This is a genomic window from Geobacter sp. AOG1 (assembly GCF_019972315.1).
Classification (GTDB): Bacteria; Desulfobacterota; Desulfuromonadia; order Geobacterales; family Geobacteraceae; genus Geomobilimonas.
On record NZ_BLIZ01000001.1, the window covers coordinates 2916653 to 2940800 of the forward strand.

Below are 24148 nucleotides of genomic sequence, written 5' to 3' on the forward strand. Positions count from 1 at the left end.
TGTGCCCGATTTTTATCATAGCAGGTCAGCCACTCACCTTTCCAGTTTAATAGCACACGCGAAATACTCCGTACATGCCCAAGGTTTTGTAGCAATACCTTAATGCAGAACCGTAGCCAATTTTTCGCCCTATATTCTGATGGGGAACACAAACTTCAAAACAATAAAAAAGGACTTAACCGGTATCGGTTAAGTCCTTAATAATTTTTTGGAGCGGGAAACGGGATTCGAAAGCTGCTTTTGAAGAATCCACAAAAGCTAAATTATCAATTATTTCAAGTAGCTGTACCTACATAACCCACCAGCCATAGTCCAAGATAATCCAGCAAAAGCTAGTCAAAGTCAAGCCGTTTGGTGAAAGCTGGGTGAAAGTACTTATCCTCCTTATGAGATAGCTCGTAATGAAATAAATATTTGTCCTCACTTTATTAGTTGCTCCCATTGATTATGTAATAGCTTAAATAACTGGCTACCTTCAGAATTTTGATTTTCTCTCGCTAGGGCTATTATATCTTGATCGTCGAGTACAAGCATATATCCCCTTCCGTCTTTAGCAGTATCTATGCATCTTTGATGTAAAAGTTTCTTATTTTCTATGGAACGACAAACAAGCATTCCTACTTTGCCTCTGCTTGGTGAAAATCTACCAGCTAATTGGTCAATTTCTGGATTCCCGACTTCTTTTCCATAATTTTTACATTCAATAAAGATCAAAGGGCATGGGTAATGTAACGCCAGCCAATAAAAAAAACCGCTTTTAGCCTCATTCGTATAAGTTATATCAATTCGCTTTCTACCATTGTGGATTTTATCTTGTTTCTTTGGATTACATAAAGAGGGATAAAATATAACAGAAAATATTTTTTCTATTAAGTCTTCATATTTAGAAGCAGAATCATTTCCAACTGGTAACTGAGTCAGGGTCGCCAATAAGCCTTCTACGTCTGGTAACTCAATTCCTTCTAACTCTGAAAATTGCTCTTGTGTTAGTGGTATGGATGGTGAATTAGCCTTTTCTTGTCTATATTCATCAAGAATATGTGGTCTAGCGATAGTTTCCCTTACAACAGCAAGTTTATCGCTTCCATACTTTCCAATAAGTGCCTTCTTAGTAACTCTTTTTTCACCACTGTTCAAAACTTCAACCAAGGAAGAATGTGCGTGTAAATGCTCCTCTTGCATTTCGGGTAGGATATAATGTCTGTAATATTCATCAGATTGGAAACACAAACGATGCCGCACGAGTATTTTTGGAACTAAAATTACCTTGCCAAAGGTAGTCATAGGTAATTGTAGTAATGTTTCTTCCCACTCCTCTTTACCAGGATTCCAAATTGGGCCTGATGCGACACCGGGTGTTAATGGAACGCCATAATAAATACACATATCTTGTGTGTATTTAATCAAGGGGCCACGTAGAATGTTGCATACAGCGTCTGAAATCATATCAGTACCGATTCCAGGGATAAGCAATGCAGCATCTTCCAAGTCTCTTAGGAGTCCAGTTACGCTGGCATTGCTTTTTGTCAGTGCGCCCCAAACACTTTTTGCAGACTCTTTACCAAAACCATGTCCTCTTGATCTTCCACTGGAATATCCCAAATGAAACTCATTTCTTTCATTCAGAGAGGATAGATACACTTGTGCTTTATGGTGTTCTCCCTTATTTATAAGTCGCAGCACCGTCTCAAAAAAAGTTTGTAATAGAGATGCAAGTTCATTTCCCCAAGGTGACTCCAGTTTTTTTATTGCTACTGGTTCCAAGAACACGTTTATATCGGTGTCTAAGGGTACATCAACGAAGTCCAGAAAAGGTTGTGTTCTATTTAGACGAAAAAACTCTGAAAATTTCATTGACATATCCTAAATATAAATTTTACCAAGTCACACATTTATTGTTATTTTCTGAGCTTATTGCATGATCTATTGTAAATAACATCAATATTAGGCCAACAAACGGTTTGATCACTTGCCTTTTTTCGGCGGAGGTGGGGGAAGCTTGTTCACTGGCGGCGTATAAGTATTCTTGATTACTGTCTTTTTTGTCGACGTTGGGGGTGTAGGTGTAGGCTTAACTGCCATATCTGACTCCTCTTAAGGATATGATATTAGTTTGATTACTTGCCTTTCTTAGGCGGAGGTGGGGGAAGCTTGTTCACTGGCGGCGTATAGCTTCCTCTGATTACTGTCTTTTTTGTCGACGTTGGTGGTGTAGGCGTAGACTTAACTGCCATGTCTGTCTCCTTTTAAGGTTTTGATCTTAGTTTGATTACTTACCTTTCTTCGGCGGAGGTGGGGGCAGTTGGTTCACTGGTAGCGTATAGCTTCCTTTAATTCCATTTTCGCTCTTTTCTGTTGGCTTTAGGGCTGAAGACTTTGCTGCGACATCTATCTCCTTTTTTAGGAAAATGTTGATGGATGAAAATGCAAGGATACAAGTTATGCCAACATATAATGTGATCTGTGACCAGCTATTATATTTGTTAGTTAGGTCAACATACTGATTAGTTGTGGCTGGTTCTTTCATCCCTGCCTCAACTAGTTTGGCTGGGTCTTCAGCTAAAAAATACTTGGCATACTGCTGATCTAAAATGCTGATTTGATCGCGTGTTGAGTTATGGCTTGAAGAAAGTGCACATAATTGAAAAATGATAGCTGCTAGGAGTAGAACCCAGCCTAGAACGAGAAGAAATAGTGTCCAAAATTGAGGATTTGATGCAATTTTTTCAATGAATGTAACTGAAAGCGCCAAGGCCCCCGTACTAATCGCTAGGACAGCTTTATCATATCTACCTGCCGCTTCGATGGAAGCAGCATCGAGTTTCTCTCGTTCTGCCGAGTATACTTCATAAAGTTTATTCTTGTAGTCGTCACTCATATAAATTTTCTATTGATTAAACAAATGGTTATAGTCATATTCAGGTAGATAAAAGTAAGGGGCTCGAAGACTTTTTTTCAATCCCCGTTTCGGTAACTCAGGTGTTCCAATCCCAGCATACATCCCATCTGTTTACCTAGAATCCATTTGCTAACTTACGACATGTTGTAAACCCTTGATTAAATCTAGTCAACATTTTCCTAGGGGTATCCATGAAAGAACTGCGAAAATGGGCGAAGGACAAGCCAGACATCATCAAGATATTTGCTGCTCATCTGGTTTCTACTGTCCAGGGTATGGCTGAAGAGTTTAAGACCATCAAGCTTCGGCGCTTTGCCAGTCAAAAGTTCTCCCCGCCCCACCTTCCCTCTTGGTTTGCCATGTATCGTTCCCATAGAAAAACCGTCCAACAGGTTAAAGACATCTGGGCTGCGGTCTTTGGCAGAAATATTGTCGATTTCTTTTCCGGGCTCAGCGAAGAAGCGAAAAAGAAGAAGCGGGGAAATTCCATCTCCACTCAACCAACACAAAATGAATTGGATGCATCCGTAAAATTCCTACAAACCATGCTTTCAGCATCAGAAAAAGAGCTAGAGGATGAATTCAATAACGTATCCATCAAACAGGCTGCTAAAAGGAGGATGAGCAAGCTTATTGAGAAAAATCCGCTGGAGCTTGGTTTTTACCTTTTTGTGGCGGTTCCCTGCTGGGCACTCTATCGAATGTCACCTACTGCCTTATATCGTAAGGCCAGACAAGGAGATTTTGATGCTTTGGAAAAACTTCTCTGTTTAGATCAGCTCATGCTGCACGATCCAGCTATCGGCAAACAGATAATTGACTATCGTTTCAAGCATTCATCAAGCAAATACCGGAAACTTCTGGATGCCGCAACCAAGTCCCCGAAGGGAAGCGACTCCAGCAAAAACATCCTTCTCTCCCAGGTCGGCTTGATCTCCGCCATATCACACCTGACGACAAAACCTCTTACCCCACAAGATTTGTTTGAACTTGTCCATGCATTTGACCAGGACAGCAAGAACAAGCTCCTTGACGACCTTCCCGAAAACTACGACGCATTGGCGCGTGCTCTATCCCCAGACCGGAACCTGTGGCGACAGTTATTACCCTCGGACAAAAATATGTGAATTCCGTGTCCGAGCCCCTTTCCTGACCTCGTTGCATCCTGAGGAAAATTTATACCCTCAGGAGGCACTATGGACACCAAAGAAGCACCTACCGACCAACCTTCCCAAACTGAAACAATCACCCCTCATGATCCTGGATCGCCGGACGGACTGGCTGTGGTTTCCAGCTCGGCTGGTACCACTGCCAGTCCGCCGGAACCGGAAAACCTACCGGAACATCAACCTACCCTCCCCGGTCTGGAAAGCTACTTCCCGCCTCCGCCTCTTGAATTTAATAATAGTTCGATAAGTCTGACAGAAGAGGCCAAAAACCTTCTCAAAAAATGGGAAGTGGAAAGCTCTTCGAGTCGAGGTGCCTGTATCAACATCTTTCCCAGTGGCGAGATCACCGGCGGCTTTTTCCGGACGGGTCGTCGATCACTCCCCAGGAAGAAAGAACGGATCATCTCCCAGGAGTTCACCAGACAGGCACGAAAGACGATCAGGCGTGCTGTGGAGAGTGGCTTGACTACCTTTCGCCTGTTCATCACCCTGACCTTTGATCCGAAACAGTCCCAACTTGATGAAGCGGGCCACGTGGATCAGTCGTGGGCCAAGGAGAAGTTCAAGCGGTTCCTCAATACGGTCAAAAAGAAGTATGACCGGAAAGCAGAAAAGGCGGAAACGGCAAAGGACGAACTCAGCTACATCTGGACAGCCGAAATACAGGAATTGAACACCAAGAACATTCACTTCCACCTCCTGGTGGATCAACCCTTCATTCCCGTTCAATGGCTTGTCAAAATCTGGGGTCAGGCGGCAAACAGCGTCAACGTCAAGAGGATCACAAACCAGGAACACGCGGCAAAGTACATGCTCAAATACATGAGCAAGGGGCATTGCCCCATCGAAGGCAAACGCTATGGGATGACGCAAAACCTTCTGGCTCAGATACGCCCCCTAAAGCTTCGCTTTGCCGGTGAAAACAGGCGTGAAGCATTTAGAAAGGTCAAGCGTGAGTTCTATTGGGACATAGAGAACAGCGGCGGCAAGGTTACTGATTTCGGGTTCTCCATACCGGCACCGAGAAGATCAAGGGTATGGCGGGACAAGCGGGGCATAATCCGCGCCACCAAGGGGGTACCTAAGGAACTTTCCGAACGGTTCCTCCATGCCCTGGAGAAACCCATGAAGCGGATCGACTTCGAAGAGGACGTGGATGCGGCCCATCCTGATAACTCTTCCGATGATCTGCCGTTCTGAGGGGGTCTTATGTGCGAATATGACAGAGAGACTTCCCTTAAATCGTTAACCCCCCAGGAATTGGGACAGTACCGGGAATATCTTGGGCGATTACTCCAGGATGGACGGCTCATGGAAGAGGATGCGGAAGAAGCGGCTTTCAATCGGGTAATCAATGAGAGGCTGCCATGAACGATCCCCTTTCTTCCTGCGAAATCCTGACCGTGGAGCAACTTTCCGAACGGCTCCAGGTATCTAGGGCCACCCTCTTCACCTGGATGCAGAAAGGAATCCTCGCGCAAGGAAGGCATTACTTCAAGCGGGGGCGAATCCTCCGTTTTATCTGGAGTGCGGAAATGATCAGCGAACTTCTGGAGGGATCGACAGAGGCTAAACCGGTCAAGCCTTCTCCCGTACCGATCCGGCAACAAAAATCCAACCCCATCAATTGGGAGTACTGAAATGCGTTTTGAATTGTGTTATGTTTTCTTCGGACTATGGCAGGTGGGAATGTGGACAGCGGAATGGAGAACACCATGAAGCGCACTAACCACCACCTGGATGTATTGCTCTTTGACAACGAGGAGAAGAAACAGGGAACCATCATCAGGAAACCTGGCTCACGGAAGCTGTATATCCTCTTCTACTACTTCAACCGGCGCGTGGAGAAGACCACCGGACTGAACGACACCGGGAAGAACCGGGAAAAAGTCCGGCTCTGGCTGGATCGGATCATCGAGAGGCGGGATGCGGGAAAGCTCATCTTTGCCGAAGCATTCCCCGGCGCACCGGAAGCGGAAAAGGCCTACTTCGCCAAGCTGGAGGGGTGGCAGTATGCACCGGAACCGAGAGACATCATCTTCGGGAACTACGTCCATGAGTGGTATCAAAACGTCTGGAAGCACTACCCCGAAGGGACGAAGAAGGACGATTACCGGCTGATAATCGATTACTGGCTGGTGCCGTACTTCAAGGAGATGACCTTCTTCCAGATCAGCGGAGTGGAGTTGCAAAAGTTCATCAACTCCATGAAGTGGAAGAAAGGGGCAAAGAAGGGGCAACCGCTTTCCAAGGCCAGGGCAAAGAACATCCTCATTCCCCTTCGCACCATCTGGAATGATGCCTGTGACCAGTTCCGCTGGGTGCTCCATAACCCCTTCGGCAATCTCAAGAAGCACCTTCCCAAAGCTCCGGCCAAACGCCGGGAGGGGTTCCGCTTCCATGAGTGGCTGGCATTCCTCAAAGAAGTTGATCCCTGGTACCAGCCGGTGGTGGAATTGATGATCCTTACCGGGATGATTAATTCGGAGATTGCAGGCCTCAGGAAAAGCGACATCCGACCCGATTACATCCTGGTGCAACATACCATTGTGAGGGGAAAAGAACACGACACGCCGAAGACCGTCTACCGGATCAGAAAAATCCCCATCACCCAGGCGATCCGCAAGCGGCTCGACATCCTCCAAGAGAGAAGCACCGGGGAACTGCTCGTCACCACCGAGAACGGATCGATCTTCAGACCTGCCAACTTCCTCAAGGATGTCTGGGCCAAAGCTGCCAGGGCCAGCGGGATCACCGATAAAGTACCCTACTCCCTGCGCCATTCCTTCGCGGCCTGGGCGTTAACCTTGCGGATCGATCCTAACCGGCTGGTCAGGCTCATGGGGCATGGATCGAAGAAGATGGTCTATGAGGTCTACGGGGATTACATCGAAGGGCTGGAAGGGGATTTCTGGCTGATCCTGGAATACTTCGGCAGGGACTTCGTGGAGAGAAAGGCAAAGCAACCTGCCCACCTCCTGGCTTATCCTGGCATGATGGTTCAACCTGGCTTTCACCAAGGCATTAGCGAAGAAACGAGAAACCCCGCACTCCCATTAAAAACTTTTTAGTGAAAGTTTTGGTGAAAGTCGGGGCAATAAAAAAGGAATCCCGAAGGATTCCTTGTAGTTATCTGGAGCGGGAAACGGGATTCGAAGGCCCATAGGCAAAAAGAGATATACACTCAAACACAAAGAAATTCAATAAATTAATAACAGTTACATCATTCTTCGGTGTGTCTTTAGTCCGTTTAAGTACGTCAAAATTCGACGTAATCAATTAATCCTGGTGACAGTATGGGTACAGTTAACGGTGGCGGGGCGCACCAGCGCGTCAGCGCCTGTGTGCCGCCACGTTGTTAGCTCTGTTCCTCTATTTGGTCCTCTTCTTCAGTCGGCGCATAATGCGAGAGTTCAATCCCAATTCCGAGATTCCCTGCGAGTCGTAAAAGCTCAGGAGGTAAGTAGTCGCAGTTTAGAAAGTCTCTTTTTAACTCTATGCCGAAATCCAATGCTGCTTCAGCATTAGGAAAAGCGACAATAGTTTTAATGTCTTTCTCATGCATCTTCAAGAATTCAGTTGTCTCTTCTACTTGGATGGGAAATTCCCACATCTCTGCGTCACTGGCGGTGAAACATGCTCCCGAACATTCACTTTTCTTTCCCTCAGGGAATCTCCAGTTTCGTGGTTCGCCTTTGCGCCACAGACGGTAAGGCTCCATATTCAGTTTTTCCAGGAGAGCATCAATTTCAAGATTGTCGCCAAAAACTCGGAACACACAAGCCATCATATTTTCCTTTAAGCTAACGTGTCACGGCGTGACCTGCGCGGCGTTGTTTGCCGCGACAGTGTCTACGCCGGTGTTGGGCGATCTTTATGCCATGAATTTATAAATATTCTTCTGCCATTAGACGCCAATTTATAAGAAGACCAGCAGCACACAACACTCAGTGTTATAAAGACTATGATAATTCTGTAATGCTTATAGTCATTAATGAATGATCGATTTATAAATAGCAATGTCGGTATGAGTAGATATAAGGCCCCAGATAGTCCGACAATCAGGCTAATTCCATAATGACAGCACATTGAGAATATTTCAGCTCTGCTTTTCTTGACAAAGTGAATACATGCTAAAAAGCAACCACTCCCAAAAGTAGCAAAAATAGCTCCGATCAATATGGAATCTCTTTCTCCTATGCTTCCGCAGGGGCCACCCAGAAAACAAAATACGGACCACGCATATATTGGAACTCCAACTATTCCAAAAAAAGCACTAAACGCTATCAGTCTAAATCTGCTAAAAATACTATTATCTTTCATTTTGTTCTTTCATTGGTATCCGGTGCCCAACGGTTCGGCCGCTGACCTGACGGCTTTATCGGTCAGGTCTAGTGGTCTTGTTGGATTGTGGCTTTATCTCGCTCCTGATCATAGCTGCCGAAACCTTTACCCCTGATCGATTCACCACAAAATGGGCAGTAATAGATGTGAAGCCATTCCGGCATGAACCACTCTGTTTCGTCAGGTTCATTACTATGCTGAAACTTGCCCTCAATGACGCTGTCTTGGAATCGATTACAGCAATAATGGCGCTCTACCACATTTTCTTCCAACAACACCTCTGCCCCAAGCGATTCTAGTACGTGGCGAATGCCTTCAGCCCCTTCAATTTTGGGTAGTTGTATTGTAATGCATTCGCGTTCAAGTATTTGCCGCACGAGTCGTTTTGTCTTAGTAAGAGGCAAACCACCATATTCCTTCAGACGAGCCACGAGTTGAACCCTCGCATGACCAGACCAATCTGTCCAAGCGTTATCATCATTCCAATTTATGATTTTCAAATTTATCATTTTATCAATCCAACATATGATTGAGTTGCACCTCTAAGTATCCTATATGAGATGCATGTATCCTATATAGGATACCGGCATCCTATATAGGATACTTTTTCATTCTCTTTCCATTTGGTTGATCGCTCCCCCGTTTCAGTAACACGGGAGCTAAAAACACATCCCTTCTGTTTACCTTGAAACCATAATTTGCTAACTTAGACCATGTTGTAAACCATTGGTTAAAAGCCGTCAATATAAATACCGGTGAGGTTCCATGCTTGAAATTGAAAAGTGGGCACAAGATAAAAGCTTCTTTATTGGACTTTTCGCTACCAATACCGCTGCTTTTGCAAGGGATATGCACGAAGCAATGGGACATATAAAAGAACGCCGTGTTTATAATTTTCAATTTCCCCTTCCACATCTCCCTTCATGGTTTAAGATGTACTGTTCGCACTCAAAATCTGAAATAGCTTTCGTGGAGCTTGTAAGCAGATTTTCTGATTTTGGTAAAGATGCTCTTTCCCTTGTAGGGGGATTCCATGCCCTCCAGGAAACCCTTGAACAAAACCCCGACAAGAAAATCGAATTTTCACAAACAGAAGTTGAAAACGCTCAGCAAGTCCTTCGTGATATGCACTCAAAATCCTTTAAGGGACTGCAAGAGGACTTCTCTGGTGTTCCATTCGATCAAGAAACAAATGCGGATTTCTTACGATTCACAGAAGAAAATGAACTGGCAATCAGTTTTTTCCTTCTTGTGATGTGCCCTTGTTTCCTGTTTTTTCAAATGTCGCCAACCCGTCTATATCGCAATGCCAGGAGAGGCGACATTGCAGCAATTGAAAAGCTCTTAAGCATTGATCCTCTTTTGCTTCATGATCCCTCTATTGGGAAACAAATACAGGACCTTCGTTTCAATAATAAATCAACCTCTTATGAACGACTCCTTGAAACGGCCCGTAAACCTTTCAAACCAAAGAAACTATCTCGACACAAGATGAAAGTTTTCCAGGCTGGGCTAATTTCTTTCATGGCAAATGGAATTAAACAACCTCTGACAGAACCACAGATTCGCGCGTTATTCGATGCCGTCGCCCAGGATGCTCAAGGCAAACAGATTGACACAGACCTCCCCGACAGCCCCGAATCATTTGCCAAAGCTATCCAACGGAAGCGTGAACCCTGGCAAAAACTATTAGACCCGGACAAAAAAAAGTAGAAGTACTGTCCGGGTACTTTCCCCGACTTCATGGAACCCTGAGGAAAATTCAAATCCTTAGGAGGCACCATGAAAAAGTCACGCACCATTTCCCCGGAACATTCACCTCAGCCCGAGCAAACTGAATCCCTTTGCGTCCCTGAAGCACCCGGCGGAACTGCCGCGGTTTCCGGCTCGGCCGGTTCCGTGGTAGCGAAGCCGGTTGCTTCGGAGAGCATGGCGGAGTCTGTAACACGCCATGCGCAAAACCCAGTAGCAGAAAATTCCAAGTACCTTCTATCCGGTATAGATTCCCTTGATTTGGGCTTTTATGTTGCCTGGATGGGTAACTGGGAGAAAACCTCCCAACAATTGGACCAGAAAAAGGAAGAAGCCCAAGGAACAGACGGCATCCTTGACCAGGCTACCAGTGGCCGGGACTTCCTCCACCTCCCCAGCGGCAAGCGCAATTACCGCTACCATCTACAGTTCCCCGAATATCACATATTTATTGCCAAGTCGGAAGAGTTCACGGACATGCCAAATGTCTATGTCTCAATCAATTCCGAGATGCTTTGGAAATCCGGTCTTTCTACCGCGCTAGAGCTTCTGGAAGATGATCTCTCCCACTACGGCGGCATAATCAAAGCCATCCAACCGAGCCGCTGCGATCTCTCCGTTGACTTCAAAATACCCGGCGGCTTAAGTCTCGAATTCCTGCAAAATCACAGAGTCTCCCGTAGCCGTGAAACTACCTTTTACTTCAACGAAGATGTTCTCGGAACCTACTATTTGGGCGACTCCAACGCACCAATCAGGCTCAGAATCTACAACAAAGGGAATGAAGTCCTCAAAAAAGGGACAAAGCTCTGGTTCGGTGCTCCTGAGTTCTGGGACGATACCACTTTTCAAGACATCTGGCGGGTAGAGTTCCAGTTGCGCCGGACTGCCCTCCGTCAGTTTGGTGTAAATACAATGGATGATCTCGGGGCGAAATTGGGCGGCATATGGAAATATCTCACCGGGAGTTGGTTTTCCCTACGTCTTCCTGACAATGAGAAGGCGGAACGACGAACCGTTCACCCGTGGTGGGATGATGTTCGGATAAACAGACTAGGCGAAGCCTTGATCATAAAGAGGATGTACAAGGGATACTCTTCAACCTCCGTGGGATGGTATGTCTTCCATATAGCCGGATGCCTCCCTTCGTTTGCGGCACGAGTGAACGCAAGGACCTATCAAGAAGCAATCCTTAAGCTCGGCAAACACCTCATTGACCACTGGAAAGGAAGGGACTTCGAAAAAGAGTTTCTGAAACGGGCTATCAAGCTCGGCACCATCATGCAGGAGGAAGGGGACAAAGATGAACAGTGATCCCCTCTGTCTCACCGTTGACCAGTTCGCGGAACGGTTGCAGGTTTCCCGCACCACCGTCTTCGGCTGGATGAAGTCCGGTGCCATCCTGGAAGGCGTCCATTACTTCCGCCTGGGCCGAATACTCCGCTTCCGTTGGCAGGACGACCTTTTCTTCAACAACCGGCCCATGTCGAACAGTGCCGATAATGCCGCCTCCCCTGCTCCACTATTGGATGACACGGCGCAAGATTTTCAGCGTGGCGAAGCCACGGTCAACAACCCGCCTTTGCCTTTAGCGCGAAGCGCTGCGCCGGTCATCAACCTTGACTATTGATAATGAAATGTAATGGCGCTATGCTCTCCCTCGGACTAAGACACACTGAAGGGAGGGGTAACGTCACGAGGTGACACAATGAGAAGCAGAAAGGGCAATCTCGCCCTAGAAACACCAGTAAAAGAAATCGGCAGCGTCAAACGGCGCAAGGATTCGAAAAAGCTCTATGTGGACTTCTATTACTTTGGTCGTAGGATCATCCGTTCAACGGAATTGGATGACACCAACGCCAATGAAAGAAGAGTCCGCGACTTCCTCAACCGGATCATGGAGCGGATCGAAGAGGGAACCTTCAAGTTTGCCGAAGCGTTCCCAGGGGCAACCAAACAGGAAAAGGCGTTCTTTACCAACCTGGAAGGCAGGGAGTATCGGCCGGAACCGCATCAGGTAAGATTTGGAGAGTACACAAACGAATGGATGAAGACCATCTTCCCCACCTTTGGCTCACCGACCAAGCACCGGGATTACAAAGAGGCGATCACAACCAAGATACTCCCCTACTTCCGGAACATGACCTTCCACCAGATCAGCGGCCATGAGCTGTTCAAGTTCACCGAGTCACTGAAATGCACCAGGGGAGCAAACAAGGGAAAGCCGCTGTCACGGTCACGGAAGATCAATCTGCTGATTCCTTTCCGGGCCATTTGGAATGACGCCTGCGATCAACACCGTTGGGTTATCAAGAGCCCCTTTGACAACCTGCACAAGAAGCTGCCGAAAACCGAGAAGAAAGAGCATACGGTCATAAGGTTCCATGACTGGCTCAAGTTCATTGACAACCTGGAAGAGCATTACCGCCCCATAGCGGAACTTATGATCCTGACGGGAATGATCCCTTCGGAACTGGCCGGAATTCGGCAAGAGGATATAGACGGGGAATATATCAACCTCAACAAATCCTATGTCCTGGGCGAAGAGAAAGCGAGCATGAAGACTGCCTTTAGAAAGCGGCAAATCTTCATTACCGAGGCCATCAGGGAACGGCTCGACATTCTCAAAGATCGGACAAGCTCCCCTTACCTGGTCACAACACCGAGGGGAACCAGGCTCAACAGCACCGACTTTGCCAAGGTCTGGAAAAAGGGAGTGGATCAAGCCGGAATAGCTCCCATGACTTCCTATTCAGCACGGCATTCATTCGCGGCCTGGAGCCTGACAATCGGGATCAATCCGCTACGCCTGTTCGGTCTTATGGGGCATGCATCAAAACAGATGGTGTTTGAGGTCTACGGAAACTACGTGGAGGGGCTGGAAGATGATGCAGAGAACATCTTCGAATACTTCGGCCAGGACTTCATTTCGCCCCGGAAAAGTAAAAACCCGGTACTTAGATACAGTACCGGGCACAGTTTCTACGTTTCAGCTACATCCAACTGAAACTATTTAGCTTTTTTGGAGCGGGAAACGGGATTCGAACCCGCGACTTCGACCTTGGCAAGGTCGCACTCTACCACTGAGTTATTCCCGCTCAACGAGCTTTTTTTTATAACAAAACAGCTCTCGGGAGTCAACACTTTTTTTGCCAGACATCACAAAAAGCTTTGCCGCCCAAGACTCAGGATTATGAATAACTGAATCTCCCCTACTCGAAGAGAATACAGGATTTACTACAAAAATAGGCCGGGCACTTCCCGGCCTATTTTTGTAACCTATCTGATTACTACTAGAGTGGATTCCCGCCACTGTCCCTATAGATAACGGTTACGATAAAATTGGAAGTGGACAGCGTGAGCGGGACACTCGGGAATGTCGAAGCACTGACAACTGAACCGACCCGGAAGCCAGGAATACCCGACGTTATACTGTACGTCAGCTGAATTATTGGTGTATTTGCAACCGTAGTAAATCCTCCAGCACTAGCGACACCAATCGTGATCGTATTGGCCGGGTCTGAGACTCCAGGGCCCGCTGTAAGGAGGGAGCCGGAATCTGCCAGCAGCTGATTCAATTTAGCGGCACTCGTATAGGTAGCACCTTGGTCATTAACAAATTTCAAATTCAAGGAGTCCAGTTTCGTTATTGCACTGTCAAGGGCGATGAACACGTCGGCACTCGCCGGCTGGGGAATGAACTTCATGGTAGCGCTTCCAGTCCCATGCCCCGTGGATGCAGTAACCGTCACCGAACCGGCTGTTGCCGATGTGACTACAGCCGTCGCCGTGCTCCCCACCGTTGTTGCAGAAAGCGGTGTTACCGTGGCGGTCCCACTGGATACCAGAAACGTAACGGTGGTGCCATCTGCAACTACCGGTGAAACGGTAGCAATCAGAGAGATACTGTCGTTGGTGGGAACGTTCAATGCGACGGTCTTCGACGCCACCAGTGACACCGTCTGCGTCACCGGGGGTGTAGTCGTTCCGCCTCCACCGCCTCCACCGCAACCCGCAACGCCGATAACCGCGCCAATCGTCAGCAACCGGAAGAGATTCCGCAGTCCCATAAAAGTATCCTCCGTTTCAAGGCCGGGGCACTTCCCGGCCTATTTTGTAACCTATCTGATTACCACTAGAGAGAATTCCCGCCACTGTCCTTATAGATAACGGTTACGACAAAATTGGAAGTGGACAGCGTGAGCGGGACACTCGGGAATGTCGAAGCACTGACGACTGAAGCGACCCGGAAACCAGGAATACCCGACGTTATGCCAGTGTACGTCAGCTGAATTATTGGTGTGTTTGCGACCGTAGAAAATCCTGCAGCACTAGCAACACCAATCGTGATCGTATTGGCCGGATCTGAGACTCCAGGGCCCGCTGTAAGGAGGGAACCGGTATCTGCCAGTAGCTGATTCAAACTGGCGGCACTCGAGTAGGTAGCACCTGCGTCATTAACAAATTTCAAATTCAAGGAATCAAGTTTCGTTATTGCACTGTCAAGGGCGATGAACACGTCGGCACTCGCCGGCTGGGGAATGAACTTTACAATTACGCTCCCATTGGCACCCGCAGAGGAAGCGGTAATGCTGACAGAAGCGTGCGTCGTTGATCTGGCCACAGCCGTTGCGACATTCCCCGAAGTAAGGGTTACATTACTGATGGTTGTACCGCTGGGCGCGGTGAACGCAACGGCAGTCCCGTTGGGAACCGCAGGAGAGATGGTTGCTGACAAATTGACAGTGTCATTATTATCGTTCAGTGCGATATTCTTCGACGCAGCCAACGTTACGGTAAAAGTGCTGGGCGCAAAACTTGCTGAAATGGTGTGGAAGGCGATGACATTGCTGAACGTGTACGTAGGCACCGCACCGACCGAAACACCATCGACCAAGACGTTCTGGATGGTAAATCCATTTTGGGGTGTAATGGTGTAGGACTGACTTGCGCCGCTCGTCAGGGTTGTCGTACCTACCGGGGAAATACTGCCACCGATACCTGCTGACGCTACAATAGTGAACGTAGTTGCTGGTGGAGGTGATGACGTACTGAAACTGGCGGCAATGGTATGGTTGGCGGTGACATTGCTAAACGTGTAATTGGATACCGCTCCAACTGAAACGCCATCGACCAAGACATTCTGGATGGTGTATCCAGCATTGACTTTAATTATGTAGGACTGACTTGCGCCGCTCGTCAGGGTTGTGGTGCCAACCGGGGAAATACTGCCACCGGTACCTGCTGACGCTACGATGGTAAACGTGGTTGCCGGCGGAGGAGTTCCTCCTCCACTGTTACTACCACCGCCGCCACCACACCCCGCGACACCGATAACCGCGCTCATCGCCAGCATCCGGAAAAAATTCCGCAGTCCCATAAAACTATCCTCCACGTCTTATTTTATGACTCGTTCAGTTTAGAATTATTTCATAACGCAGGTAAAGGGAAATTTTGTGGTGTGGATGCATAAAAACCCGGTCTGGCGTTGCAGCCGAACCGGGTCGAGGTTTTCAGAGATGCGGCGCCGTGTTCTCCCGGCGGGAAAGCAGGTGAACTCGTCAGACTTGGTGTAGTGTCAACGAGTTCTTGAGCATAAGAAGCGCTTCCATGGCATCGGAATTCTGTTCCTGCTGGTAAACCTTTTCCAAGGAGGTAATTACCGACACATAGAACATGTGAAATTCGCTCCTGGCAGCAGTGATGAAAGGATTGAAAGGCTCTTCGGGAAGGAAGTCGCCCGTGTACAGGTCCTGGGCGGCTTCAAGAAAGTCACGGGCGGCCTTGTGGTCTCCCCGGGCCTGTAACTTGATGCCATTGGTGGCATTGTAACGGAACAGGCTCGCATCGAGAGAGATGGCATTGACGTTGATCCGCACTGCCTCCCCCTGGGTAATGACGGGGTTGATGGTTTGGGGGCCACTGAAGGACTTCCTGAGACGACTGACGGTGGTCTTGAAGTTATTTGCGCCGGCCTTGACATCGCATCCGGGCCAGAGAACTTCGATAAGCTTGTCTCGGTGTACCCATTGATCGTAGGTCACCAGCAGATAGCAAAACAGGAGACGAGCCTTCTGGCTTTCCCAGAGGACGGTGATCGGGGCACCTTTGTAGTAGATAGACAGCCCACCGAACGCGCGAACATCGAGCTTTACGGATTCACTTGCCTTGCTGTCGCTTTTTGTTCTAGCCATTCTGGGTCTTTCCTATCTACGGTATCCGCTACTATGCAACGTCTCTGTATACTACAACTACAGATTAAGTAAAAGCTAAAAATAGGTAACTGAGATCAATTCCGTCTCACAACGAGAGCGGGAGATGTATCCGCTCCCGCTCTCGTTGTGATATTAGCAGCTTAAGGCGCTTTGCTGACCTTCTTGAAAATCTCCCATCCCTTCAGGAGATCGAGGGCACGCAGAATCTGGTAGTCACCCTTAATCAGTTCATCGGATTTGTAGGCGGGGAGTTTACCCTCCTCCTTTTTCTTCTCTGTGGGGACTTCCTTCCCGTCAGCCGTTTCAAAGTGGTTTTCCAGGTCTTTCTCGCGCAGGTGCGCCCCTTCTTTCTTATCGGTTGCGGGAAGGTCCATCCGCTCCACCGTTATATCGGGGGTGATCCCCTTGGCCTGGATCGAACGACCGCTAGGGGTGTAATAACGGGCAGTGGTGAGGCGCAGACCCGAGTTGTCGGAAAGCGGAATGATGGTCTGCACCGACCCCTTGCCGAAACTCTGAGTACCCATGATAACCGCACGTTTGTGATCCTGGAGGGCACCCGCCACGATTTCGGAAGCGCTGGCGCTGCCGCTGTTGATGAGGACCACTATCGGGTAGGACGATTCCTTGTCCCCTTTCCGGGAGTTGAACCGCATCTTGGATTCCTTCTCCCGTCCCTCGGTATAAACGATCAACTGCCCTTCGTCGATGAAATGCTCCGAAACCCGTACCGCCTGATCGAGCAACCCGCCGGGATCGTTGCGCAGGTCGAGAACCAACCCGCGGAGATTCCCGCCATTGTCCTGCCGCAAGGCACTGAGCGCCTTGGACAGATCCTCATCGGTCTTCTCTTGGAACTGGGCAACGCGGACATAACCGAAACCGTCGTCCAGAGTTTTGTATTTGACGCTCTTCACCTGGATGACATCACGGACCAGCGGAAACTCCTTCGGCTTGTCCAGCCCCTCACGGAAGATGGTCAGGACAACCTTGGTCCCCTTGGGGCCACGCATCCGCTTGACCGCATCCATGATGGTCATGTCCTTGGTGAACTTGTCGTCGATCTTGAGTATCTGATCGCCCGCTTTGATGCCGGCCTTGAAAGCGGGAGTATCCTCGATCGGGGAAATTACCGTCAGGAGGCCGTCCTTAATGGTTATCTCGATCCCCAGCCCGCCAAAGGAACCCTTGGTTTCGATCTTCATCTCCTTGTACATCTCGGGGGGCATGAAGGAACTATGGGGATCGAGGGACGTGAGCATGCCGTTGATCGCGCCGTAGATAAGCTTTTTCGTGTCCACTTCTTCCACGTAACTCTTCTTGACAATGGCGAGCACATCAGTAAAGAGCTCAATGGACTCGTAATCGTTACCTCCCTGCGCCGCACATCTGCGTTGGGCACCCGTGCCGATAAAAACTGCCAGGACGGTTATCGCGGCAACCAGCAAGGCTGCCTTTTTACCCTTGTTACGAACTGACATCGTGCCTCCCCATTTTCTTATGGTGCTTAGCGTATCCAGGGGGTCGGATCGATCGGCTTACCCTGATAACGAATTTCGAAATAGAGCATCGAGCCCCGTGAGGAATCGACATCCCCAACGCTGGCCAGAACCTCGTTACGTGAAACGGTCGTACCTACTCTTTTCATGATACGGGAAGTATGGGCATAAAGGCTGAAAAAACCACCGCCGTGATCGACGATAACCATATTGCCATACCCCTTGAAATAGTCGGCAAAGATAATCTGGCCGTCAAACACCGCGTGGATATCGGCCCCCGTCGGCGCCGCTATGGAAACACCATTGCTGACCGTGTAGGAATTGAATTCGGGATGTTTGTGCCTGCCATACCCCTCGACAATTTCCCCTTTGACCGGCATGTGGAGCCGCCCCTTCTGGGCGCCGAATCCCTTGTCCGGTATGAGCGGGAGGGGCGGTCCGCTACCGATTCCCGTTTTATCTTTTTTTGCAGTATAACTTTTTCTGCTACGCGCTTCAAGCCTTTCCACCATGGACTGGAGCCGCCGTGCATTTGCCTCCAGTTCCTTGATCGACGTCTGGTAAGACTTTTTTTCCTCCCGGACTTTTGTCAGATATTCTGCTTTTTTATTCTTCTCCTCCTCGATCTCGTGCTTCTTCACCTCGATGGACGCCTTGATCTTCTCCTTGCGGGCGACATCACCTTCGAGACGAATCTTGAGGAGCCTCAGTTGGTCGATCTTCTGGTTATACTCGGCAAACAGTCGCTTGTCCCGCTCCAGCACGGCCTGCATGTAGCGCTGTCCCTCAACCATCTGTGGCAGCGATTCCGCGCCGAAAAACATCCGGGCGCTCCCCATCTCGCCTGTTTTGTAAAGGGCAACCAGACGACGGCGGATCTGGTCCCGCTTGCGTTCCGCCTCCCCCCTGGCCACCTCTATTTCACGCTGGGTACGACCAAGGACCGTTTCGACACCCTTCAGATCACGCCCGAGGGAGACAAGGTTGCTCTCCTTTTCGTGCAGGTTTTTTTCTATCTGGGTCAGTTCGGAACTGACCTGGGTTTCAACCTTCCTGGTTTTTTTCAGGAGAAGTTTTTTTTCCTTGATCTGCTTTGCCACCCCTTGTAAGTCATCACGGACATCGGCATGGAGCGGACCTGCACAGAAGAAGCAGGCACATACTGTAAGGAAAATGATGATTCGGACCATGATCAAACGCTGATGAACCGTTTAAGGGACGTGGCACTGCCAATGAAACCGAGCAGAACCCCGCTGGCAAACAGTCCGGCACTGTAAACCGGTGGCAGAAAGGCCAACCCTGCGGCTGCGGGATTGAAGGAGAGAAAATTACCGGCATTGTGGAGAAAGGCATAATAACAGCCTGTCAGGATAACCAGTGCCAGTCCGGCGCCGGCCGCTCCCTGCAAGACACCTTCGATGAGGAACGGCGCCTTTATGAAGAATCGTGTCGCGCCGACGAGGCTGAGAATCTCCAGTTCCTCCTTGCGGGAATAGATAGTCAGTTTAATCGTGTTGGAAACGATGAATACCACCGCGAGAAACAGAAAGCCGCCAAGCAGCAACCCGGTCAGGCGCATGAAATTCATAAAGGTCGTGTAGCGCCGCACCCATTCCTCGCCATGCTGCACCTCTGCCACGCCGGGCACCTTTTTGAGCCGGGCGACATAGGCTGTAATTGCATCGCTGTTTCGGCTGGCGCCTTTCAGGCTGATTTCGACGGAAGACGGGAGGACATCGGTGGTAATACCTTCCAGCAGAAGCTCCTGCCCCTTCAGTCGCTCGCGAAACCGCTTGAACGCCTCCTCCTTGCTGACATAGGTTACCCGGTCCGTTCCCGGAATGGCCTGGATCCGGGATTTCAGTGCGGCAAGCTCCGGCGGAGCAAGTTCCTGCTCGAAGTAGGCAGTCACCTGTACCCGTTTGCTCCAGTCGTTCGCCACCCCTTCCAGGTTGACGAATACGAGCATGAACAGGGAAATGATGAGGATAGCTAGGGTGATCGTTCCGATGGTGACGAGATTGACGAAGACATTCTGGCGGATATTGAGAAGAGCCCGGTCGATAAAGAATCTCAATCTGCCGACTAATCCCTCGTTGGCGAGCTTGGGCCGCTTTGCCGGTTTATTGCGCGACATCGTGCCCCTCCATGATCTTGCCCTTGTCAAGGGCAACTACTCGCTTGTGAGAGTTTTCGATGAGCCGTCGATCGTGAGTTGCGACGACCACCGTGGTTCCACGGATGTTCGCATCCTTGAAGATATTCAGGATGAGATCTTTGTTTTCCTCGTCAAGATTGCCGGTCGGTTCGTCGGCCAGGAGGATTTTCGGGTCGTTCACCAGGGCACGAGCCAGGGCAACCCGCTGCTGTTCGCCACCGGAAAGTCTGAGAGGGGTGGCGTTGATTTTGTGCTCCAGCCCCATCTGCTTGAGAATGTGGAAGACTTTCTTATTGATGTCCTGCTTACCCCAGCCGAGAACCTCAAGGGTAATGGCGACATTCTCCAGCACCGTCCGGTTAGGCAGAAGTTTGAAATCCTGGAACACCACCCCGATGGAGCGGCGCAGATGGGGAATCTGAGAACGCGTCATGCGGGTCACGTTCTGGCCGTCGATTACCACCTGGCCACGCGTGGGAGTGAGCGCCGCATAGAGGAGCCTCAGGAGGGTCGATTTCCCGGCTCCGGACGGGCCGGTGAGAAACACGAATTCGCCGCGTGGGACGTGCAGGTTGATGCCATGCAGGGCGGTGACTTCCTTCTGATAGGACAAGAACACATTATGCAATTGAATCATTAACAATCCTCGTGAAACATTTGCAGCATCGCATAGATCGGAACAAGCCCGAATCGCGCTCCGATGCAACATCAGCACGTGCTACCACTCATTGTACGGAACACCATTTGTTCCAACCAGATTTGAGCCGCTGTGCACGTCGTAAATGGAACCTTTCACTTCGCTTCCGTCAGTCGGAGCCGGCGGTGCAACCGTCACCCAGGTATCGCTCTTCTTGGTGAAAGGGTCTATCGGCAGGGAACGGAAATATTTCTTGTCTACCATCTCCTGGAGAGAATCGGGGAATTTGCCCTGGTCAGCATTGAACTGCTCGATGGTATTGCGGAAATTGTAGAGATTTTCACTGAGAACCGTCTCCCTTGCCCTGATAAGGCTCCGCTGGTAATTGGGAACGGCAATGGCGGCGAGGATGCCGATTATGGTCATGACTATCATCAGTTCGATGAGCGTGAAACCGCGCTGTCGTTTCAGTAACCGTTTCGTCATGAAATTACCAGTCCTTGTAGTGAGACCCGTCGATTGCCGTCTCTTCGCTGAGGGAATAGATGTCATACACATCCTCCCCTCCCCAGGTTGTGGAGTCCGGCTGGTCCACATAGGAACGGAGTCCCCATTGTGGCTCCTCGCCAGGTTTCGGCGGGTTGAACGGATCGACCGGAATCCTGCGGAGAAACTTCTTCTTGTAATTGATCGCCCCGCCAAAATCATACCCCTCCACCATCTGCTTCAGGGTCTCAGGATAACCGGACTTGTTCATGGACACGACGATCTTCTTATCGTCCACCGCCTTGTCATAGGTTTTCTTGAAATCGTCCAGAGCAGTCCTGACGGTCCGCAACTCGCGCCGCAACTCCAGCTCCTTCAATCTCTTGCTGGTCATTTGCGCCGATGGCAGAACGAGGGCAGCCAGTATGGCAAGAATCGAAACGGTCACCACCAGTTCGATGAGGCTCAGGCCCCGGCTGTTCAGTCCCGGTATCTTCATGGTAGCGCCAGGCTATTGTACCTCCACGGCCGTATTGTAGGGAAGGGTTTCAAGAGGTTTCCCGCCGGGTGCCGCAAAATTGGCATTGATGAAACCGAGGCTTGCAGGCCCCTGGTTCTTTGCCTTGAAGAGAGCGGTGACGATGGTCCCCGAGCCGGTAACACCGGGCACATCGCCTACCCGCCCAAGGGTTACGGCCACTTGCCCGCCGTTCGCGTCCAGACTGGTTTTGAACAGGGTAGGCTTGCCGTCGCTTTTCAGGAACGGGCCCTCTTCAATGCCGACAAAATCCAGGAAGAGCGGGTCATAGACCAGCGTAAAGGGAGCGTTGTAGAGATTCCTTGCATCGGACACCTTGATCTCGACCCGGAACTGGTCGCTAACTTTGACCGTCGGCGGGGCAAGGAGATTCAGCATGATCCGTTGTGGCGGTTCGGGAGTTGGAACCGGTGCGGTCGGAGGAGTTACCGGCATTTTTTGCGCAGCCGTGGGTGCCGGTACAGGTGACATGGCCTTACCCGGGAGAGATGGCGCAGCCGCACCTCCCGGCATTTGTGCACCTGCTGGCAGTACTGCTCCCGCTTGGGGAACGTCCGTTTCAGAATCCTGGAATGACGAATACAGCTTGGCTGCAACCGGCTCATCTTCCCTGCCGGACCAGAACGAGGATACATCTGCATCCGGGAGGGTTACGCCCCGCACGAGGCGGGGGGTTATGGCAAGCACCAGTTCCGTCTTGTCGTTGGTATTGTCGGTACTTCCCAAAAGCGAGCCGAGAATCGGGATATCGCCCAGTATAGAGATCTTCTTTTTACTGGTGCTCTTGGTGTCCTGGATGAGGCCGCCGATGATGCTGGTCTCCCCGTCCTTGAGATTCAGAACCGTGTCCAGGTTGCGGGTACCGATGGTGACGACGGTGGTAAGAGAGGTGTTGTCCCCGATCTTGTCGCGTGACAGAATGGAACTGACTTCCAGACTCAGCTTGATGCTGACGTCGTTGTTCAGCTGGATGGTCGGTTCGGCATTCAGCTTTACCCCCACATCCACGTACTGGACGTTGACGGAGACCCCGCCGCCGGTGGGTGATGACGTTGTGGTGATCGGCACCCGGGTGCCGACGTTGAACTTGGCCTTTTCCCGGTTCTTGACCCGAAGTTTGGGGTTGGCTAGGGATTCACCGTTGGCCAATGATTTTCCGAAGTTGAACTGAGCGTTTGGCACGGTGATGAACCCGCCGAAGCCACGCCAACTGAAGACGTTGAGCAGATTGTTTTGTGTCGACTGTGTCGTTGGTGTTGTCGTTGAGCCTGCAGGAATGATAGTAGTTGTGGTACTCGGGGTGAATGTGTCGGAAAGGAACGTCGCCTTATCCGGTGAAAGTGTGTTGAGGCTGACATTGTACTTGCTCAGCAAGAGACCAAAACTGTCGGCCTTGCTCTTGGAAATTTCCACCACCTCTACTTCGAGTACCACTTCCGCATCGGGAACGTCATTGGCCTCGATGATCTTCCGCGCCACCTCGATCACGTCGGCGGTGTCGCGGAGAACCAGGGCGTTCATCTCCTCGTTCACGTAGATTTTCTTGACCTGGAGCATGGTGCGGATCAGGTTGACCGCCTTTTTCGCCTCCAGCTTGTTGAGATAGAACGTCTGCACCATCAGCTCTTCATACTGCTTCGCCTTATCCGGCGACCGGGGATAGACGATGATGGTGGTTTCATTGAGAACCTTCTTGCTTAGCTTGTTGATACTCAGAAGAATGTCGAGAGTCTGGTTAAACGTGGCGTTTTCCAGGAAGACACTGACGTTCTGATCCTTGACCCCTTCATCGAAGATAAAATTAATCCCGGAAAGCTGGGACAGAATGGTAAAGACCTCTTTGATCTTTGCGTCCTTGAACTTGAGGGTGATCGGCTTGTTGGACTTGAGATTGAGCTCGAAGCCGTCCATCCTGGGGCGACGGGCTTTAAGCAGACGTTCGACACCATCGCGTGCCTCCTTATTGTCGGCATCGAGGTCAACTGCCCGCTGGTAGGAGCGGAGCGCTTCACGGACTTTGTGTCCCTTTTCCAGTTCGTCGCCTTCAAGGTAATAGACATGGGAACTTCGCAGTTTCAGGACATGGTCGGCCTGCTGTCGGGCGATTTGCAGTGACGGATCGAGGGTAAAAGCGGTTTGGAATTCACGAAGGGCCTCATCGTAATTTTTCAACGCAAGAAATGCGTCACCACTCTTCTGATGCTTCTTCGCGGCCTCAACTCCGGCTTTCAGAAAACGCACCCGGTATTCCGAAACGGATGGATTCGCCGTGGCAGCTTCGGCGTATTTGAGGAGCGCATCATCAAGCTTTCCCTGCTGCTCCAACTCTTCCCCCTTGACAAAGGCGGAACGACCGGCCGCGCACCCTCCCACGAGTGACAACAGGCAGCACAACAGGCATATTTTACGTAACAATTGCATGAGAAGCCTCTCCTTGAATTGTCGACCCGG

At 50.0% G+C, this 24148-nt stretch carries 24 protein-coding genes and 1 tRNA gene; 10 read left to right on the plus strand and 15 right to left on the minus strand.

Translation table 11 applies throughout. From position 1 onward, the window contains the following. Positions 1–420: 420 nt before the first annotated feature. Complete coding sequence (locus LDN04_RS13220) at positions 421–1854, minus strand: hypothetical protein (protein ID WP_223911424.1); 1434 nt, start codon at positions 1852–1854, stop codon at positions 421–423. Positions 1855–2269: 415 nt separating this feature from the next. Then, complete coding sequence (locus LDN04_RS13225) at positions 2270–2878, minus strand: hypothetical protein (RefSeq protein WP_223911427.1); 609 nt, start codon at positions 2876–2878, stop codon at positions 2270–2272. 212 nt (positions 2879–3090) lie between these two features. Here LDN04_RS13225 and LDN04_RS13230 point away from each other — a divergent pair, with 212 nt between their 5' ends. The 5 genes from LDN04_RS13230 (at position 3091) to LDN04_RS13250 (ending at position 7139) form a co-directional block, all read left to right on the plus strand. After that, positions 3091–4026, plus strand: coding sequence for a hypothetical protein (locus LDN04_RS13230; RefSeq protein WP_223911429.1), 936 nt, complete (start codon positions 3091–3093; stop codon positions 4024–4026). A gap of 69 nt (positions 4027–4095) precedes the next feature. Beyond that, entirely contained in the window at positions 4096–5268 is a 1173-nt protein-coding gene (locus LDN04_RS13235; protein WP_223911432.1) for a hypothetical protein, read from the plus strand. 9 nt (positions 5269–5277) lie between these two features. Beyond that, positions 5278–5439, plus strand: a complete 162-nt coding sequence (locus LDN04_RS13240; protein WP_223911435.1) for a hypothetical protein — start codon at positions 5278–5280, stop codon at positions 5437–5439. Further along, positions 5436–5708 carry a helix-turn-helix domain-containing protein gene (locus tag LDN04_RS13245; RefSeq protein ID WP_223911437.1) on the plus strand — a complete coding sequence of 91 codons (273 nt, stop codon included), beginning with the start codon at positions 5436–5438 and terminating at the stop codon, positions 5706–5708. Before LDN04_RS13240 ends, LDN04_RS13245 begins: the two co-directional genes overlap by 4 nt. 75 nt (positions 5709–5783) lie before the next feature. After that, on the plus strand, positions 5784–7139 hold the full coding sequence (locus LDN04_RS13250) for a site-specific integrase (protein ID WP_223911440.1): 1356 nt from the start codon (positions 5784–5786) through the stop codon (positions 7137–7139). A gap of 287 nt (positions 7140–7426) precedes the next feature. On the opposite strand, the gene LDN04_RS13255 is transcribed toward LDN04_RS13250, so the two are convergent. Then, positions 7427–7855: a DUF4279 domain-containing protein gene (locus LDN04_RS13255; RefSeq protein WP_223911443.1), complete on the minus strand. Its 429-nt coding sequence runs from the start codon at positions 7853–7855 to the stop codon at positions 7427–7429. Between the two features lie 604 nt (positions 7856–8459). Further along, positions 8460–8843, minus strand: coding sequence for a hypothetical protein (locus tag LDN04_RS13260; protein ID WP_223911445.1), 384 nt, complete (start codon positions 8841–8843; stop codon positions 8460–8462). A gap of 334 nt (positions 8844–9177) precedes the next feature. Between LDN04_RS13260 and LDN04_RS13265 the strand changes: the two genes are divergently transcribed. The 4 genes from LDN04_RS13265 (at position 9178) to LDN04_RS13280 (ending at position 13171) form a co-directional block, all read left to right on the plus strand. Beyond that, the gene (locus LDN04_RS13265) at positions 9178–10125 is read left to right on the plus strand and encodes a hypothetical protein (RefSeq protein WP_223911448.1); all 948 of its coding nucleotides are present in this window, start codon (positions 9178–9180) and stop codon (positions 10123–10125) included. Positions 10126–10194: 69 nt separating this feature from the next. Continuing rightward, the gene (locus LDN04_RS13270; RefSeq protein WP_223911451.1) at positions 10195–11478 is read left to right on the plus strand and encodes a replication initiation factor domain-containing protein; all 1284 of its coding nucleotides are present in this window, start codon (positions 10195–10197) and stop codon (positions 11476–11478) included. Beyond that, a complete protein-coding gene (locus LDN04_RS13275; protein ID WP_223911454.1) occupies positions 11468–11794 on the plus strand; it encodes a helix-turn-helix domain-containing protein in 327 nt (108 codons plus the stop codon). Before LDN04_RS13270 ends, LDN04_RS13275 begins: the two co-directional genes overlap by 11 nt. Positions 11795–11872: 78 nt before the next feature. Then, positions 11873–13171, plus strand: coding sequence for an Arm DNA-binding domain-containing protein (locus LDN04_RS13280; protein WP_223911457.1), 1299 nt, complete (start codon positions 11873–11875; stop codon positions 13169–13171). Positions 13172–13187: 16 nt separating this feature from the next. Here the strand turns inward: LDN04_RS13280 and LDN04_RS13285 are convergent. Together LDN04_RS13285 and LDN04_RS13290 are read right to left on the minus strand one after the other, a co-directional pair. Further along, positions 13188–13262, minus strand: a tRNA-Gly gene (locus LDN04_RS13285). A gap of 195 nt (positions 13263–13457) precedes the next feature. Next, entirely contained in the window at positions 13458–13871 is a 414-nt protein-coding gene (locus LDN04_RS13290) for a hypothetical protein (protein WP_223911460.1), read from the minus strand. Between LDN04_RS13290 and LDN04_RS13295 the strand changes: the two genes are divergently transcribed. Beyond that, positions 13870–14334, plus strand: coding sequence for a hypothetical protein (locus tag LDN04_RS13295; RefSeq protein ID WP_223911463.1), 465 nt, complete (start codon positions 13870–13872; stop codon positions 14332–14334). The genes LDN04_RS13290 and LDN04_RS13295 overlap by 2 nt on opposite strands. Here the strand turns inward: LDN04_RS13295 and LDN04_RS13300 are convergent. The 9 genes from LDN04_RS13300 to LDN04_RS13340 all read right to left on the minus strand — a co-directional run bounded on the left by LDN04_RS13300 (position 14300) and on the right by LDN04_RS13340 (position 24118). After that, on the minus strand, positions 14300–15544 hold the full coding sequence (locus tag LDN04_RS13300) for a hypothetical protein (RefSeq protein ID WP_223911465.1): 1245 nt from the start codon (positions 15542–15544) through the stop codon (positions 14300–14302). The genes LDN04_RS13295 and LDN04_RS13300 overlap by 35 nt on opposite strands. Positions 15545–15725: 181 nt before the next feature. Next, on the minus strand, positions 15726–16358 hold the full coding sequence (locus LDN04_RS13305; protein WP_223911468.1) for a BTAD domain-containing putative transcriptional regulator: 633 nt from the start codon (positions 16356–16358) through the stop codon (positions 15726–15728). A gap of 161 nt (positions 16359–16519) precedes the next feature. Continuing rightward, positions 16520–17860: a S41 family peptidase gene (locus LDN04_RS13310; RefSeq protein ID WP_223911471.1), complete on the minus strand. Its 1341-nt coding sequence runs from the start codon at positions 17858–17860 to the stop codon at positions 16520–16522. 26 nt (positions 17861–17886) lie between these two features. Next, on the minus strand, positions 17887–19068 hold the full coding sequence (locus LDN04_RS13315; protein ID WP_223911474.1) for a murein hydrolase activator EnvC: 1182 nt from the start codon (positions 19066–19068) through the stop codon (positions 17887–17889). 2 nt (positions 19069–19070) lie between these two features. Beyond that, complete coding sequence (ftsX, locus tag LDN04_RS13320) at positions 19071–20015, minus strand: permease-like cell division protein FtsX (protein ID WP_223911477.1); 945 nt, start codon at positions 20013–20015, stop codon at positions 19071–19073. After that, positions 20002–20673 (minus strand): cell division ATP-binding protein FtsE, encoded by a 672-nt coding sequence (ftsE, locus tag LDN04_RS13325; protein ID WP_223911479.1) that lies wholly within the window; start codon positions 20671–20673, stop codon positions 20002–20004. Before ftsE ends, ftsX begins: the two co-directional genes overlap by 14 nt. 81 nt (positions 20674–20754) lie before the next feature. Continuing rightward, positions 20755–21159 (minus strand): type IV pilin protein, encoded by a 405-nt coding sequence (locus LDN04_RS13330; RefSeq protein WP_276572191.1) that lies wholly within the window; start codon positions 21157–21159, stop codon positions 20755–20757. A 4-nt stretch (positions 21160–21163) separates the two neighbouring features. Then, positions 21164–21658 carry a type II secretion system protein gene (locus tag LDN04_RS13335; RefSeq protein WP_223911481.1) on the minus strand — a complete coding sequence of 165 codons (495 nt, stop codon included), beginning with the start codon at positions 21656–21658 and terminating at the stop codon, positions 21164–21166. A 12-nt stretch (positions 21659–21670) separates the two neighbouring features. Next, positions 21671–24118: a cohesin domain-containing protein gene (locus LDN04_RS13340; RefSeq protein ID WP_223911484.1), complete on the minus strand. Its 2448-nt coding sequence runs from the start codon at positions 24116–24118 to the stop codon at positions 21671–21673. Between the last annotated feature and the right edge of the window lie 30 nt (positions 24119–24148).